This window comes from Mycobacterium marseillense, from assembly GCF_010731675.1.
Classification (GTDB): Bacteria; Actinomycetota; Actinomycetes; order Mycobacteriales; family Mycobacteriaceae; genus Mycobacterium; species Mycobacterium marseillense.
This window is the reverse complement of sequence record NZ_AP022584.1, coordinates 4,605,061-4,620,461: the sequence shown is the minus strand read 5'-3', so window position 1 is coordinate 4,620,461 and position 15,401 is coordinate 4,605,061. Positions and strand designations below refer to the sequence as shown.

Sequence of the window (15,401 nt, the reverse complement as noted above, 5' to 3'; positions counted from 1 at the left end):
AATCGAGGCCGCCAGCGTTAAGTCAAGCAGTTGATTTAAGACTGCGCTGCGCCGCCCGCCCGTCGCGCCCCTCGGTAAGGTCGGACAGCAAATCCTTCAGACGCGGCGGTGTGGGTGAAAAGTCAGCAGGCGCTACCTTTGCGCGGCCGGGCCGCGGAATGCGCGGCACTCGATCGTCTGGTGGCGGACGCTCGCGCGGGCGAAAGCCAAGTGCTGGTGTTGCGGGGCGAGGCGGGCATCGGCAAGACGGCGTTGTTGGACTTCGCTTCCGAGCGCGCTTCCGGATTCCGCGTGGCGCGGGTGGCTGGGGTGGAGTCCGAGATGGAGCTCCCGTTCGCCGCCTTGCAGCAACTCTGCGTGCCGCTGTTCGACTTCGTCGACCGCTTACCCGCCCCGCAGCGTGATGCCCTGGAGATCGCCTTTGGGCGAAGCGCCGGACCGGCGCCGGAGCGCTTCCTGGTCGGGTTGGCGGTACTCAGCCTGATCGGCGCCGCGACCGAGGCGCAGCCCTGGATCTTCCTCGTCGACGACGCGCAGTGGATCGACCGAATCTCGGCCCAGACGTTGGCGTTTGTCGCCCGCCGCCTGATCGCCGAGCCCGTTGCGCTGGCCTTCGCGGTACGCGACGGCGCCGTGGCGTTCGATCCCGACGAGCTGAGTGGTCTGCCCGAATTGACGGTTGGCGGGCTCGATGCGGGTGACGCCCGCGCGTTGCTGGATTCGGTGATCTTCGGCCGGCTGGACGACCAGGTGCGCGATCGCATCGTGGCGGAGACGCGCGGCAATCCGTTGGCGCTGCTGGAGCTGCCCCGGGGACTGACCGGCGCCGAGCTGGCGGGCGGCTTCCAGCGCCCGGACGTGCAACCGCTCGCGGGACAGATCGAGCAGAGTTTCGTCCGGCGGATCCGCTCGCTTCCCGACCACACCCAGCAGCTATTGACGACCGCGGCCGCCGAGCCGGTCGGCGACGCGGCGTTATTGTTGCGCGCCGCCGAGCATCTGGGCCTTCCGTCGGACGCGGCGGCCGACGCGGAAGCGGCCGGGTTGATCGACGTGGGCACCCGGGTGCGATTCCGTCATCCCCTGGTGCGCTCGGCCGCATACCGCACGGCGGACCTGATCGAGCGCCGACGGATACATCGGGCGCTGGCCGAGGCGACCGACAGACGAAGCGATCCGGACCGCCGCGCGTGGCATCTGGCCATCGCGGCCCACGGCCCGGACGAATCCGTTGCCGCCGCGCTCGAGCGCTCCGCCGACCGCGCCCAGGCCCGGGGCGGCGTCGCCGCCGCGGCCGCCTTCTTGGAACGCGCGACTCAATTGAGTGCCGAACCGTCCCGCCGCGGAACGCGGGCGCTCGCGGCAGCTCGGGCCAAACGCGACGTGGCCGCCTTCGACGCGGCGGACGAGCTGCTCACGATCGCGGGGGCCGCGGCACTGGACAAGCTGCAGCAGGCCCGTGCCGCCCGGTTGCGCGCGCAGATCGTCTTCGCCCGCAGCCGCAGCGGTGCCGCCGACGCGCCGACGGTCTCCGATGCCGCCATCGGCCTGCTCGATGCCGCCCGCCGGCTGGAGAAACTTGACGACGCGCAATCCCGGGAAACGTATCTAGAAGCCTTGGGGGCGGCGATGTTCGGTGGCCGGCTGTGCCCGCACGGCGGCATTCACCTTGCCGCCGAAGCGGCCCGCGCCGCGCCGCCCGGGCCGCAACCCGCGCTTCCGGTCGACCTTCTGTTGGATGGCATCGCGTTACGGGCCACGGCCGGGCAAGCCCCGAGCCGGTCGGCGCTGCGCGACGCGCTGACCCGCATCGAAGACGAAGCCGAGCGTGGCGACGACGTCCTGCACTGGTTCTGGCAAGCCTTCCCCGTCGTGCAGGAATCCGCCGTCCACGAACTGTGGGACGACGAGGTTTGGCACCGGCTGGCCACCCACGCCGTGCGGCTCGCGCGCGCTGCGGGCGCACTCGCCGTGCTGCCGCACGCCCTGGTCTACCGCGCCGGAGTACACGTGCAAGCGGGTGAATTCGCGACGGCGTCCCAACTCATCGAGGAGGCCAAGGCGATCTCGGCTGCCACCGGCTATGCCCCGGTCAAATACCACTCGGTGCTGTTAGCCGCCTGGCGCGGCGACGAGGACGTCGCCACCAGCCTGATCGAGCAGGCCGCCGCCGACGGGATGGCAAGGGGCGAAGGCCGCGTCGTCGGATTGACCGGATATTCCAGCGCCGTCCTCTACAACGGCCTGTGCCGCTACGACGACGCCTTCGCGGCGGCCGACAAGGCTTGCGAATACGAGGACCTGGGCCTGTTCGGCTGGTGCCTGATCGAACTCATCGAAGCCGCCGCGCGAAGTGGTCGGCGGGACGCGGCCCGCGACGCCCTGCGCCAACTGGAAGTCCGGGCACTCAGCGCCCAAACGGACTGGGCGAACGGCGTTTTCCTTCGGTCCAAGGCATTGCTGGCGGCCGACCGCGACGCCGAGGCCTGCCACCTCGAAGCGATCGACAAGCTCGCGCGCACGCGCATCGCCGTCCAGCTGGCCCGCGCGCACCTGTCCTACGGAGAATGGCTGCGCCGCTGCAATCGCCGGATCGACGCCCGCTCCCAATTGGGCACCGCCCACGAGATGTTCACCCGGATGGGTGCCGACGCGTTCGCCGCGCGGGCCCGCCGCGAGCTGCTGGCCACGGGCGAGAACGTGAACAAGCGGTCGGCGAAGGCGGGAAAGGCATCCGGTGGTGAGCTCACGGCGCAGGAGGCCCAGATCGCCCGGCTGGCAGGCGAGGGCCTGACCAACCCCGAGATCGCCGCGCAGTTGTTCATCAGCAGCCATACCGTCGAATGGCACCTGCGCAAGGTGTTCGCCAAGCTCGGCATCACCTCGCGCCGACAACTGCGCGGCATGGCCAAGGAATTCGGCCCCTGAGTCCGGCAGGACTACGGACTTTCCAGGGTTCCCACGGACCAGTGCGCGGGCCATGCTGAAGAGGCCAGTTCGTCGAGAAGCTTGAAAGGCGTGATCATGAAGGTTTTGGTAATCGGTGGCAGCGGGCTGATCGGATCGCAGGTGGTCACCATCCTCACCGAGCAGGGGCACGAAGCGGTCCCGGCGTCGCCGAGCACCGGCGTCAACACCGTGACCGGTGAAGGGGTGGCCGAGGCCGTCGCCGGTGTCCACGCGGTGGTGGACGTTTCCAATTCGCCGTCGTGGGCCGATGACGATGTGCTGAACTTCTTCACCACGTCCACCCGCAACCTTCTCGAGGCGGAGCGGGCCGCGGGCGTGCAGCATCACGTCGCGCTCTCGATCGTGGGCGCCGACCGCGCGGCCGAAAGTGGTTACATGCGGGCCAAGATCGCCCAGGAAAAGGTGGTCGTGGAATCCGGAGCTCCCTACACGATCGTGCGGGCTACCCAGTTCTTCGAATTCGTTGAGGGCATTGCCGATTCGATGACCGATGGTGACACGGTCCGCGCGCCGCATGGGGCGTTCCAGCCGATCGCCGCCGCGGATGTGGCCGCGGCCGTCGCGCACGCCGCAATCGGTGAGCCGGCCAACGGGGTGGTCAACATCGCCGGACCCGAAAAGCAGGGCATGGACGACTTCATCCGCACCCGCTTCGCCGCGACCGGCGATGCCCGCCAGGTGGTGACCGACCCCGACGCGCAGTATTACGGCGTGGTGCTCGACGAGCGCATGATCGTTCCCATCGAGGGCGAAGAAGTCACCCTCTACCCCACCCGGTTCGGCGATTGGCTGGCTGCACAGGTGCCCAGCAACACCAAGTAACGGCCGGAGGAGATGGTCCGATGGAGCTGATGGACCACACCGCGGTGATCACGGGCGGCACGGCGGGCATTGGACTGGAATCCGCCCGGCTGTTCGTCAGCGAAGGCGCCACCGTCATCATCTCGGGCCGCGACGCGGCCAGGGGCGCGCACGCGTTGGAGGTCATCGGGCCGAAGGCGCGGTTCATCCAGACCGACATGGCCGATATCGACTCGGTGAATTCGCTTGTGCAACAGTGTGGTGAGGTCGACATCATCGTCAACAACGCCGGCAGTTTTCCGTCGGCATTGACGGTGGAGCAGGGGATGTCGTCGTTCGAGACGATGTTCGACACCAACGTACGCGGCGCGTACTTCCTGGTTGCCGGACTGGTCCCGGGGATGCTCAACCGGGGCCGCGGCAGCATCGTCAACATCACCACCATGGCCGCCTTCAAGGGAATTCCCGGCGCGTCCGGCTACAGCGCCTCCAAGGCCGCGGTGGAATCGCTCACCCGCACCTGGGCCGCCGAATTCGGGGCGGCCGGGGTACGGGTGAACAGCGTCGCGCCGGGGCCCACCCGCACGCCCGGGGTGGCGGCGGAATGGGGTGACGTCAACGAGGAGCTCGGGCGGGCCCTGCCGCTGGGGCGCACCGCCTTCCCGTCCGAGATCGCCGAAGCGGTCCTGTTCCTGAGTTCCCCCCGCTCCAGCTTCGTCACCGGCTCGACCCTGCACGTCGACGGCGGCGGCGCCGCCGTGTGATCGGCGCGGCGGCCGGCGTCGAGTTGTTGCGGACTTTTCGGCGGCCTTCGCTCTACGGTGGGTAGTTGCGCAACGACGAGGAGCATTCATTGCCCGGGCAACCCCCCAGCGACATCCCCTTCGACACAACGCGGCTCACGAGGCGCGGTTTCCTGGCCGCGGGCATCGCCGGCGGATTGACGCTGACAGCGTGCAGCCAAACCAAGCCCGAGCCGTCGGGCAGCGCCCGGATGGCCGCCGCCATCGATGCGGCCGAGGCCGCCCGACCGCACAGCGGCCGGACCGTCACCGCCAGCCTGACGCCCCAGCAGGTCCAGATCGACCTGGGCGGACCGGTCGTGCGCACGCTGGCCTTCGGCAACTCCATCCCCGGATCGGTGATCCGCGCCAGCATCGGTGACGAAGTCGTGGTGACGGTGAAAAACCGGCTCGATCATCCGACGTCGGTGCATTGGCACGGGATCGCCCTGCGCAACGACATGGACGGCGCCGAGCCCGCCACACCCAACATCGCGCCCGGCCATGACTTCACCTACCGTTTCTCCGTGCCCGACTCGGGCACGTACTGGGCACATCCGCACACCGGCCTGGACGAGGACACCGGGCTGTACCTTCCGGTCATCGTGGATGACCCGACCGAGGGCAACTACGACGCCGAATGGATTGTCGTCCTTGATGATTGGACCGACGGCGCCGGGAAGAGCCCCCAGCAGCTCTACAGCGAACTGAGCAACCCGAACAAATCGCCCATGCCCACCACGTCCGAGACGAGCACAACCGAGACGACGACGGAAACCAGCACGTCCGAGACGACGTCGACCAGCCCGGCGACGTCGACGAGTCCGGCGCCCGGCGGTCCCGGACCGTCCGCGGGAAGTGCCGGCAGCAGCGACCTTCTCGGTGGCGACGCCGGAGAAATCGCCTATCCCCACTACCTGATCAACGGCCGAATTTTCACCTCCCCGGTGACGTTCAATGCGAAGCCCGGTCAACGGATACGGATTCGGTTCATCAACGCCGCCTCCGACACCACGTTCCGGGTCGCGCTGGCCGGCCATTCGATGACGGTGACACACACCGACGGCTACGCCGTGGTGCCCGCTCAGGTCGACGCCCTGCTCATCGGCATGGCCGAACGCTACGACGTCACCGTGACCGCCGCGGACGGCGTCTTCCCGCTGGTCGCCGTCGCGGAGGGCAAAGGCGCTCTGGCGCGGGCATTGCTGTCCACGGGCGCGGGCAGCGCGCCCGACCCGCAATTGCAGCCGGGCGAACTCACCAAACGCGTGGGCACCGTTGAAATGTTCACCGCCACAACGCCGGTCAACCTGGGCCGCCCCGACCCCAACATCAACCTTCCGGTCGTGCTGGGCGGCAACATGATGCAGTACAACTGGACGATCAACGGGCAGCCCTACGGAAAGACGAGCCCGCTGCGCGTGCAACAAGGCCAGCGTCCCACCATCACCTTCGACAACACCACGACGATGTATCACCCGATTCACCTGCACGGGCACACGTTCCAGGTGATCAAGCCCGACGGAAGCCCGGGCGCCCGCAAGGACACCGTCATCGTGCTGCCCAAGCAGAAGCTCGCCGCTGTTCTCGTTGCCGACAACCCCGGCACGTGGCTGATGCACTGCCACAACACCTATCACCAGGTCGCGGGGATGGCGACTCGGCTGGACTACGTCTTCTGACGATCAGACGACGGCCAGAAATTCCGTCAGCAACTGGTTGACGGTCGACGGTTGCTCAATCTGCGGGCAGTGCCCGGCGTTGTCGACCACCGCCGAACGGGCTCCGTCGATCTGCTTGGCGATCTGGGCCGCCCAGCCGCTGGGCAGGAGCTTGTCGTCGCCGCCCTCGATGACAAGCGTTGGCACGCCGATGCGTTCGTAAGCCCGTGCGCTGGACGGGGCCGACGACGGCGTGGCTCCGGGGCGGCGAAACCGGGCCGCGGCGATGGCCTCCCACGCCCCCGGCGCGGTGCTCGACTCGTGGCGGCGCCGCACATATTCCTCGTCGGCGGCGTAGGCGGGATCGGAGAACAGCGCTTCGACGATGCGGCGCATGGCCGGCAACGAGGCGTCATAGTTCTGCAGCGCCTCGAAATGCAGGTTCTGCTGGATCTCGCCGCCTCCGCAGATGATCACCAGGCTACGGATCGGCAGCAGCGGCGTCTCCGACGTGCTGTCGGTCAGCAGATTGATGGCCCCCATCGAATTGCCGACAAAGTGCGCCGAGTGAACACCGAGCGATTCGCAGAACCGTGCGACGTGCCGGATGCGCATGCCACGGCCGTCGACGAAGTCGACCACCTTGGCCGAACTTCCGTATCCCAGCATATCGGGGGCAAGCACCCGATAGCGTTCGGCGAGCGCGGAAATAGTGCGTTCCCAGCCGAGTTCGGCGCTCGCGCCGAACTCACCGCCGTGCAGGAGCACCACGGGGTCGCCCTCGCCCGCCTCCAGGTAGGCGGTGCAAAGGCCGTCCACCGACATGGTTTTACGCTGAAAGTCCGTCATTTGATCGCTATCGGGTTGACCGGGGATCCCACTGCCCCAACGACTCTCAGCGGCGGCGCGATGAGCTGGAATTCGTAGACGCCATCGGCGGCGCAGTCCTCGGCCAGCGCGGTGAGATCCCAGTACTCGCCGAACATCATTCCCATGTCCCGCAGGCAGAGCAGATGCAGAGGCAGGAACACGCCCTCTACTCCCGAGACCAGGTCCTCAACCTGCAGGTTGTCGGCAGCGACGGCGGCGACCTCGTGGTCGTGCAGCCACGCGGCGCAGCTCCAGTCCAGTCCGGAGAAGGGTTCGGTCTTGTTCCCGGTCTGCGCGAACCTCGTCCACCAGCCGGTCCGGATCAGCACGATGTCACCGCGTTCGATCCGCACGCCCTGCGCGCGTGCAACGTCGTCCAATTCTTCGGGTGTGATCGGATTCCCCTGCTCGAGAAAGACTTCCGCCTTCCGGTGGCGGACCAGGTCCAGCAGCACGCCTCGCGAGGTAATGCCCTTGCCGTCGACTTTGTCGATTCCGCAATGCACGGCGCCCATGCTGGTCACCGAATCCGCTCGGAAGCCGTTGTAGAGCTGCTCGTCGTAGTACACGTGCGACAGCGCGTCCCACTGACTTGCCGCCTGCAACGGCATGATGATCAAGTCGTCGTTGAAGCGGAATGGATTGTCGTCGCCCATGTAACTGCTGAGCTGTTGGGCTATTGGGTTGCTCGCCCAGCCCGGGCCGTACTGGGCCAATGTCTTCGCGTCGCCGCCATCGATGGTCATGATGTGGACGGGGTTGTGCCGGTATTCGAAGGCGCCCTGCGGGCCCGACGCCCCGAAGTCCACGCCGAGCGGAAAGACCCTGCCGTGCCGCGCCAGGCTTGCGGCCTGGGCGATCTTTTCCGCGGTGATGAAGTTCAGCGTGCCGAGCTCGTCGTCGTCACCCCAGCGGCCCCAATTGGAGACGTCACGCGCGACCCGCCGAAAATCAGTCAAGTCGGCCATGCGCCCGTCCTTCCTCGAGTCCACGGGCGATCGCGGCACCGACGTTTCCACCGTCGACCCAGACAATCTGTCCCGTGATGTAGCTGGCTGCACGACTATTCAAGAAGAGCAACACCGCAGCCTGCTCAGCGGGGTCGGAAACGCGTCCCAGGGGCTTGGGTATGTCATCGAGGAAGCCCTGCCCGTAGGCCGTCCGCAGCTGATCGAGGATCGGGGTCTCGGTGACCCCGGGGCCGGAGCAGTTGATACGGATGCCGTTGGCGCCCAACGGAGTGGCACTGCGCATCGTGTAGAGGATGATCGCTTCCTTGGAGAGCTGATAGCCATTGCCCAACTCGTCGGGATGGGCGGCACACCACTGGATGCCCTCCCGCATGGACGCGGTGTCGAGCAACGGCGCCACCTCGCGCAGATGTTCCCGGTAGCCGACCGCCGCGAGCGAGGACACGCTGACGATGGAGGACCCCGCGATCATCTTCGGGATGAGCGCCTCGGTGAGATGCCGCAGACCCAGGAAGTTGATCGTGGCAACCAGTGACGGGTTGCCGATCCCGGACGAAACGCCGGCGACGTTGAACAGCGCGTCGACCCGCCCGCGGATGGACCCTACGGCGCCGTCGATCGACTCCGGGTCTGCGAGGTCGACCTCATGAAACTCGTTGACCTCTAACGGCGGCCGTCGCTTGTCCAGGCCGATGACCTCGGCGCCGAGCTCGGTGAGCTGCCGTACCACGTGTTCGCCGATACCCGAGGCGCATCCGGTCACCACCGCGCGGCGGCCGTCGTAGCGCCACAGCTCGTCGATCTCTCCCAAGGCTCGCCTCGAAATCCTGGTAGAACTCCAGCTCTACTTCTGCTGGTCCTTCGCCCGTTGCGCCGCCTGCACACGGCCTTCGTTGATCTCCGCCATGGCTTCGGGGATCTCGCTGGCGGTGAACTTACCGCCGCGGCCGGTGGGCAGTCCACCAAACGAGTAATCCTCATCGAACTGTGGTGCGGTCGATTTCGGCCGGCGCGCCTCCACCTTCTCGATGACAGGCTCGAGCCGCTTCGCCTTTTCCGCCACGGCTTTCGCGTCGCGCTCGATGAATTCGGGGAGCACCTCTTTGCCCATCAGCTCGATGGATTCCATGGTGCCCTCGTGGCTGCGCGGGTTGAGCAGCAGGATGATCTCGTCGACGCCGCTCTCTTCGTAGCCGCGCAGGAATTCGCGCACCGTGGCGGGCGACCCGATTGCGCCCCGGCCCGGCCCGTAGGCCAGCGTCGGATCCTTTTCGACCTCTTCGAGATACCGCTGCCACACTCCGGTCCGCCCGGGCGTGTGCACTCCGGTCATGTAGTAGTGCATGATGCCGAACGAGAAGAACCCGCCGCCCTGACCGAGTCGCTGCAGCGCCTGCTCGTCGGTCTTGGCCACCATCATCGACAGGTCGCCGCCGATCGCGAGGATGTTCGGGTTGATGCGCGGAGTCACGGGGACGCCGTTCTCTTCGAATTCCTTGTAGTAGCCATTGACTCGCTCGGTCAGCGGCCCGGGGCCGGTGTAGGCGAAACTCAAAGCGCCGATGGCCTTTTGGGCCGCCATCTGCACGCTGGCAGGCCGTGTGCAGGCGACCCAGACCGGCGGATGCGGCTTTTGCAGCGGCTTGGGCACGACGTTGCGGGCCGGCATCTGGACGTGCTCGCCGTTGAAACCGGTGAACGGCTCCTCGATCATGCAGCGGATCGAGACCTCGAGGGCCTCCTCCCACTGGGCCCGCTTGTCGGCGGGGTCGATGTTGAATCCGCCGAGCTCACCGACCGACGACGATTCGCCGGTGCCGAACTCGACGCGGCCGTTGGAGAGCAGGTCGAGCGTGGCGATGCGTTCGGCGACGCGGGCGGGGTGATTGACCACGGGCGGCAGGTGCATGATGCCGAAGCCGAGGCGAATGTTCTTGGTGCGCTGGCTGGCCGCGGCCAGGAAGATCTCCGGCGCCGTCGAATGGCAGTACTCCTCGAGGAAGTGATGCTCGGTCAGCCACACGGTGGAGAAGCCCGCCTTGTCGGCGGCCTCAACCTCGTCGAGGCAGTCCTGCATCATGATGTGCTCGTCGTCGGGCGCCCAGGGCCGCGGCAGGGCGAATTCGTAGAACAGCGAGATTTTCATTGTTACCTCCTATGAGTATTAACGGCTTGATTGGCTGCTTGTGCCGCAACGTGTTTCGCCGCGACGAAGCCGAAGGTCATTGCTGGGCCGATGGTCGCACCGGCACCGGCATAGCTGCGGCCCATCACCGGTGCGGAGGCGTTGCCCACCGCGTAGAGGCCCGGTACCACGGTGTCATCGGTTCGCAGGACGCGGGCGTGCTCGTCGGTGCGCAGCCCGCCCGACGTCCCGAGGTCCCCGAGGACGATCCGGAACGCGTAGTACGGCGGATCGCCCAGCGGATACAAGTTCGGGTTGGGTAACGTGTGATCGCCGTAGTAGTTGTCGTACACGCTGTCGCCGCGGTTGAAGTCGTCGTCGTGGCCGTTGCGGGCCAGTTCGTTGAAGCGGCTGGCGGTTTCGGCCAGCTGGCCCGCGGGCACGCCGATCTTGGTCGCCATTTCCTCCCACGTCATCGCCTCCTTCACCACGCCCGATTCCAGCCAGGCCGGCGGAACCTTGCGGCCGGTCGGCACGGGCGCGAACGGGATCTTCGGTATCGGCAGGTGTCCCCCGACGACGTAGCGGTTGAACGACCGGTGGTCGGTGATCAGCCAGCACGGGATGTGCGTGACGCCGGATCTCTGGCCCTCGATCATGGCGTGGCCGAAATCCATGTACGGGGCCGCTTCGTTGATGAACCGTTTGCCGGCGCCGTTGACGATGAACTGCGCGGGCATCATCCGTTCGTTGAGCATGAATTGCATGCGGCCGTCCGGCCATTGGATCGCCGGGAACCACCAGGCTTCGTCGAGCAGGTCCGTGGCCGCGCCGACCTTTTGCGCCGCGCGGATACCGTCGCCCATCGCCGCCGGGTTGCCGAAACTCCAATCCTGGTCCACCTCGGGTAGCAGCTCCTTGCGCCAGGCGAGATCGTGGTCGAACCCGCCGGACGCCAGGATCACACCCAGCCGCGCCCCGATCCGCCGGGACTTGCCGCCGGTTTCCACCACCGCCCCGGTCACCGCTCCGTCGGCGTCGGTGAGCAACTCGACCATCGGGGAGTTCAACCACAGCGGGATACCGCGCTCCCGCAGCGCCAGCCTGAGGCGGGCCGCCAGCGACTGCCCGATCGCGGCCATCCGTTCGCCGAACACCCTGGCCCTGACCATCCGCGCGATCAGCTTGAGCAACACGCCCTTGCCGGCCCAGGACTGACGGATGCGGTAGAAGGTGCGCAATTCCTTGGGGCCCAACCAGATCCCCTTGGGCGCCAGTGCCAGCGGCTGGAGCAGCTGCTGCTCGTCCTCGCCCAACTTGCGCAGGTCGATGGGCGGCACGTTGATGGTGCTACCGAGTTCGGAGCCCCCGGGCAGCTCCGGGTAATAGTCGGCATACCCGGGCTTCCAGACGAATTCGAACCACTCGGACAGTTGTTCGAGGAATTGGAGCATCTGCGGCGCAGTCTCGACGTATCGCCGTATCCGCGCCTCGCTGACCAGGCCGTCGGTGATCTGCTTGAGGTACCCGACCACGCCCTCGGCTTCGGGGGCGTAGCCCTCGCGGCGCTGCGCGGGCGCTCCAGGAACCCAGATACCGCCGCCGGACAACGCCGTCGAACCCCCGAAGTGGGAGGACTTTTCGACCACCAAGGCGTCGAGCCCGGCGGCCTGGGCGGTCAGGGCGGCCGTCATGCCTCCCCCGCCTGACCCGACGATAAGTACGTCGACAACGTGATCGAAATCGTCCACTGCGTCCGTCATTTCGGAAGTGCCGTTCTGATGGCAAAACCGGCGATCAGCTCGGGGGCGGGTTTGTAGTAGCGTCCCGTGGTTTCGTAGGGTCCCGCGGCCTCCAGCGCCGCGAACGCCGCTACCCACGTGCGGATCTCTTGCGCGGAGCTGCCGCCCTCGTGGGCCACGAACGAGTTCGACCACTGATCGAGTTCACTGAGCCATCCGCCGTCGATGATCTCCAGGAATCGGTGATCCCACGTGGGGTTGAGGGGCTGCAGGTCACTGCCGCCGGCGGCGAAGCTCTTGGCCGCGTCGATGACCGCCGCCTGCCGCGCCTGGCGCTGCTCGGAGGTCATCGGCCGCCCGTGCACGATGCGCTCCAGCACGGGCGGGCCCGCGGTCGCCAGCGTCGGCACAGGCGGACTGTGGGAGAGCCCGCCGGAGCCCAGGACCAGGACGCGCTTGTCCAGGGTGGCGAGATAGGCGCCGACGGCGGCTCCGAGCGCTCGGCAACGGTGCATCGGGCCCAGCGGCACTCCGATCGCGTTGACGAAGATCGGGATCACGGGACGAGAAGTGGCCTCGCCGAACAGCTTTTCGAGTGGCTGGACTGTGCCGTGATCCACGTCCATGCTGGCCGATACGGCGATGTCGACACCAGCGTCAAGGATGGCCTTCGCGCAGTCGCCGGCGAGGTCCTCCGGGACGTCCAGCGGGCCCGCGTGGGTGCCGTAGTCCCCGACTCCGGTGGCGCTCATGCCGATACAGAACGGCGGCATCACCTTGTAGAAGAACCCGTTGTAGTGATCCGGGGAAAAGGTGACGACGAGTTCGGGATCGAAATCCTCGACGAACCCTCGCGCTTGGGCGATCGCGCCCTCGATATCGTCAAGCAGGTCCCGCGACGGCCCCGGAAGACTCAGGAGCGGGCTGTGCGACATACAGCACAGAGCCAGTGCCACTTTGCAAATCACCCCCTTGCGGCGTCAGGGTCAGCACGTCAAGGAGCGCGGCGCTCAGGTCGGGTGTGCGCTGAGCGATGCACGCGCCCGCGATGCATCGGTCGGGCCGCAGGAACAGCACCGAATCCGAGTGGGTGTCGAACCACGCTTTGAGGTCACCGCGCCGATCACCGACGACCACGACGTCGGGATCGTCGTGGCCGGTCCAGTGCAACTGCGTCACCGGCCGCAGGGCAAAGAAGCGCGCGCCCAAGGCTTTCCAGCTTGCGAATGCGGCCTCGCCGAGGAGTTTGCGGGGGTTGTTGTTCCAGCACACCACGGCGAACCAAGTGCCGAGCACGTCGTCGAGCAGCACATCTTGTCGGTCTCGGGTGTCGACCCGGGGCTGGATGAACAGCGTCCCGACCGGCGAATCGGCGCGGCCGGGCGCGGCGTGTACGACCGCCCCGTGTTCATAGCGCGGCATCGGCTTGAAGCGCATTTCCAATACATATCGCTTGAGCGACGGAACGATTGACGCCGACCGCACGAGCAGGTCACGCGCGCCGGCTACCCGCCGGTTGGTCGGTGAGATCACGCGGCCCACCATGGTGGACAGGTCGATCATCGCGCGCGCGTGCTTGCGGCGCTCCACGTCGTAGGTGTCCAGCAGCTTATCGTCGGCGCGGCCGCTCACCACCGCGGCCAGCTTCCAACCCAGGTTCGCCGCGTCGCGAATCCCGCTGTTGTAGCCCTGCCCCTGCCACACCGGCATCAGGTGCGCGGCGTCGCCGGCCAGCAGCAGCCGACCCTGGCGGAACGCGCCGGCGATCCGCGAGTGGTGCGTGTAGACCCGGCGCCGGATCACGTCGACCCGGTCGGGGTGGGGCACCATCCGGGCCAACATCTGCTGCAGGAAGGCCGGGTCTTCGGCCTGTTCGTCGGTCTCGTCGGCGTGAATCATGAACTCGAAGCGGCGAATACCGTGGGCGATCGAGATCGAGGCGTAGGGGCGCTCGGGGTCGGCGCCGACCTCGCTGTTCGGATGCCCGAGCGGGTCGTTGGCGATGTCGACCACCAGCCACCGCGTCGAGGACGTCGTCCCGTCGAACGACACCCCCATCACGCGGCGGGTCATACTGCGGCCGCCGTCGCAGCCGACGACGTACCGCGCCCGCAGTCGCATTGTGTCGCCGTTGTTTTCGGCTCCGCCGCCGAGCTCGACGGTGACGCCGTCAGCGTCTTCCTGGCAGCCGGCCATCGGGCTGCCCCACCGAACCTCGACGTGTTCGAATCGGTCCAGGCCGGCCAGCAGCTCGGCATCGACGAGCGGTTGTACGAACCCATTTCTCTTCGGCCAACCGAAACGCGCGTCGGGCGGGGCCATTTCGGCGAGTACGCGGCGCTTGGCATCCATGAAGCGCAGGATCTGGTTGGGCACCGTATGCGGCAGCACCCGGTCGGCAAGCCCGATCGACTGGAACGTGCGCAACGCCTCGTCGTCGAGTCCCACCCCCCGCGGGTAGTCGATGAGGGTGTCCCGCTCTTCGACCACCATCGTGCGGATCCCTTGCAGGCCAAGGATGTTGGCCAGAGTCAGACCGACCGGGCCCGCGCCGACGACGAGGACGTCGGTCTCGGTGTCAGGTGTCTCTTGCCCCGGAGCCGACATCAGCGACCCAGCAGGAAATCGAGATGCAGGCGGTTGAAGGTCTTGGCGTCCTCATACTGCGGCCAGTGACCGCAGCCGGGCATCACCTCGAAGCGCGCGCCCGGGATCATCGTCGCGATGCGCCGGCCTTCGGTGACATCGGCGGTCGGATCGTCACTGGTCCAGAGCACCAGCGTCGGGGCGATGATCGAGCCGTACTCGGCCGGCCCGAGGATGTTGCGTGCCCGAATCTCGGGATCCTGCAACGCCATGATGTCGCGCATGGCGGAGACGAATCCCGGTTGGCGATAGACGCGTTGGCGGCTGGCGACCAGGTCGTCATAGTCCTGGGACTTGTCGGCCATCAACCATTTGATTCGCGCCTGCACCGTTTCCCAGGTGGGATCCTCGGCGGCCGCCATGGACAGGGTGATGATCCGCTGCATCACGGCTGGGTCGGCCTGCGAGCCGCCGGCGGTGTTGAGCACAAGGCGATCGACCACGTCGGGGTGGTCGACGGCGGCGCGCGCGGCCACCCACCCGCCGAGGGATTCGCCGCTGATGCACGCGCGATCGACACCGATGGTGCGCAGCACGGCCATCAGGTGCTCGACATAGTGGTGGACCTCCAGCGGGTGGCCCGGCTTGTCGGTGTAGCCGTGGCCCAGCATGTCGATCGACCAGGTCCAGAAATGATCCGCGTGGGCGGCCAGGTTGCGCACGTAAGCCTCGGCGTGACCGCCGGATCCGTGCAACAGCACCAGCACCGGCTTGCCCGGGTCCCCGGCCCGTAGGTAGCGGGTTCGTATTCCTCCGGCGTCGAGGTAGCCCTGCTCAAACGCGACGCCCTGGAGATCGCTCCATATGCTCTCGAACTCCGCCACGGTCCTGTC

The 15,401-nt window shown here is 67.3% G+C and carries 12 protein-coding genes; 4 read left to right on the top strand and 8 right to left on the bottom strand.

What is annotated here, in order from left to right:
* The first annotated feature begins 180 nt into the window (after nt 1-180).
* The 4 genes from G6N26_RS21585 (at nt 181) to G6N26_RS21570 (ending at nt 6,235) form a co-directional block, all read left to right on the top strand.
* Nucleotides 181-2,928, top strand: coding sequence for a helix-turn-helix transcriptional regulator (locus G6N26_RS21585; protein ID WP_232067497.1), 2,748 nt, complete (start codon nt 181-183; stop codon nt 2,926-2,928).
* 96 nt (nt 2,929-3,024) lie between these two features.
* Nucleotides 3,025-3,792 carry an SDR family oxidoreductase gene (locus G6N26_RS21580; RefSeq protein WP_083015177.1) on the top strand — a complete coding sequence of 256 codons (768 nt, stop codon included), beginning with the start codon at nt 3,025-3,027 and terminating at the stop codon, nt 3,790-3,792.
* Between the two features lie 20 nt (nt 3,793-3,812).
* Nucleotides 3,813-4,535 (top strand): SDR family NAD(P)-dependent oxidoreductase, encoded by a 723-nt coding sequence (locus G6N26_RS21575; protein WP_083014930.1) that lies wholly within the window; start codon nt 3,813-3,815, stop codon nt 4,533-4,535.
* A gap of 89 nt (nt 4,536-4,624) precedes the next feature.
* The gene (locus tag G6N26_RS21570; RefSeq protein WP_139799078.1) at nt 4,625-6,235 is read left to right on the top strand and encodes a multicopper oxidase family protein; all 1,611 of its coding nucleotides are present in this window, start codon (nt 4,625-4,627) and stop codon (nt 6,233-6,235) included.
* Nucleotides 6,236-6,238: 3 nt separating this feature from the next.
* On the opposite strand, the gene G6N26_RS21565 is transcribed toward G6N26_RS21570, so the two are convergent.
* Genes G6N26_RS21565 through G6N26_RS21530 form a run of 8 tightly spaced genes read right to left on the bottom strand, consistent with a single transcriptional unit; the run spans nt 6,239 to nt 15,392 of the window.
* Nucleotides 6,239-7,063 (bottom strand): alpha/beta fold hydrolase, encoded by an 825-nt coding sequence (locus G6N26_RS21565; RefSeq protein ID WP_083014924.1) that lies wholly within the window; start codon nt 7,061-7,063, stop codon nt 6,239-6,241.
* Nucleotides 7,060-8,052 (bottom strand): cyclase family protein, encoded by a 993-nt coding sequence (locus G6N26_RS21560; protein WP_083014919.1) that lies wholly within the window; start codon nt 8,050-8,052, stop codon nt 7,060-7,062. The genes G6N26_RS21565 and G6N26_RS21560 overlap by 4 nt, the downstream gene beginning before the upstream one ends.
* The gene (locus tag G6N26_RS21555; RefSeq protein ID WP_083014915.1) at nt 8,036-8,866 is read right to left on the bottom strand and encodes a coniferyl-alcohol dehydrogenase; all 831 of its coding nucleotides are present in this window, start codon (nt 8,864-8,866) and stop codon (nt 8,036-8,038) included. Before G6N26_RS21555 ends, G6N26_RS21560 begins: the two co-directional genes overlap by 17 nt.
* A 33-nt stretch (nt 8,867-8,899) precedes the next feature.
* Complete coding sequence (locus G6N26_RS21550; protein WP_067165517.1) at nt 8,900-10,201, bottom strand: LLM class flavin-dependent oxidoreductase; 1,302 nt, start codon at nt 10,199-10,201, stop codon at nt 8,900-8,902.
* A 2-nt stretch (nt 10,202-10,203) separates the two neighbouring features.
* On the bottom strand, nt 10,204-11,931 hold the full coding sequence (locus tag G6N26_RS21545) for an FAD-binding protein (RefSeq protein WP_139799081.1): 1,728 nt from the start codon (nt 11,929-11,931) through the stop codon (nt 10,204-10,206).
* A gap of 8 nt (nt 11,932-11,939) precedes the next feature.
* Nucleotides 11,940-12,857, bottom strand: coding sequence for a 3-carboxyethylcatechol 2,3-dioxygenase (locus G6N26_RS21540; protein ID WP_067165525.1), 918 nt, complete (start codon nt 12,855-12,857; stop codon nt 11,940-11,942).
* Nucleotides 12,805-14,529, bottom strand: coding sequence for a bifunctional 3-(3-hydroxy-phenyl)propionate/3-hydroxycinnamic acid hydroxylase (locus tag G6N26_RS21535; RefSeq protein ID WP_083014908.1), 1,725 nt, complete (start codon nt 14,527-14,529; stop codon nt 12,805-12,807). The genes G6N26_RS21540 and G6N26_RS21535 overlap by 53 nt, the downstream gene beginning before the upstream one ends.
* Nucleotides 14,529-15,392: an alpha/beta fold hydrolase gene (locus tag G6N26_RS21530; protein WP_067165532.1), complete on the bottom strand. Its 864-nt coding sequence runs from the start codon at nt 15,390-15,392 to the stop codon at nt 14,529-14,531. Before G6N26_RS21530 ends, G6N26_RS21535 begins: the two co-directional genes overlap by 1 nt.
* Nucleotides 15,393-15,401: the final 9 nt, after the last annotated feature.

Excerpts from the sequence above, each read along its gene's own strand:
- G6N26_RS21565 (WP_083014924.1), bottom strand. The coding sequence starts at position 7,063 with ATGACGGACTTTCAGCGTAAAACCATGTCGGTGGACGGCCTTTGCACC.
- G6N26_RS21540 (WP_067165525.1), bottom strand. The coding sequence starts at position 12,857 with ATGTCGCACAGCCCGCTCCTGAGTCTTCCGGGGCCGTCGCGGGACCTG.
- G6N26_RS21535 (WP_083014908.1), bottom strand. The coding sequence starts at position 14,529 with ATGTCGGCTCCGGGGCAAGAGACACCTGACACCGAGACCGACGTCCTC.
- G6N26_RS21580 (WP_083015177.1), top strand. The coding sequence starts at position 3,025 with ATGAAGGTTTTGGTAATCGGTGGCAGCGGGCTGATCGGATCGCAGGTG.
- G6N26_RS21560 (WP_083014919.1), bottom strand. The coding sequence starts at position 8,052 with ATGGCCGACTTGACTGATTTTCGGCGGGTCGCGCGTGACGTCTCCAAT.
- G6N26_RS21575 (WP_083014930.1), top strand. The coding sequence starts at position 3,813 with ATGGAGCTGATGGACCACACCGCGGTGATCACGGGCGGCACGGCGGGC.
- G6N26_RS21550 (WP_067165517.1), bottom strand. The coding sequence starts at position 10,201 with ATGAAAATCTCGCTGTTCTACGAATTCGCCCTGCCGCGGCCCTGGGCG.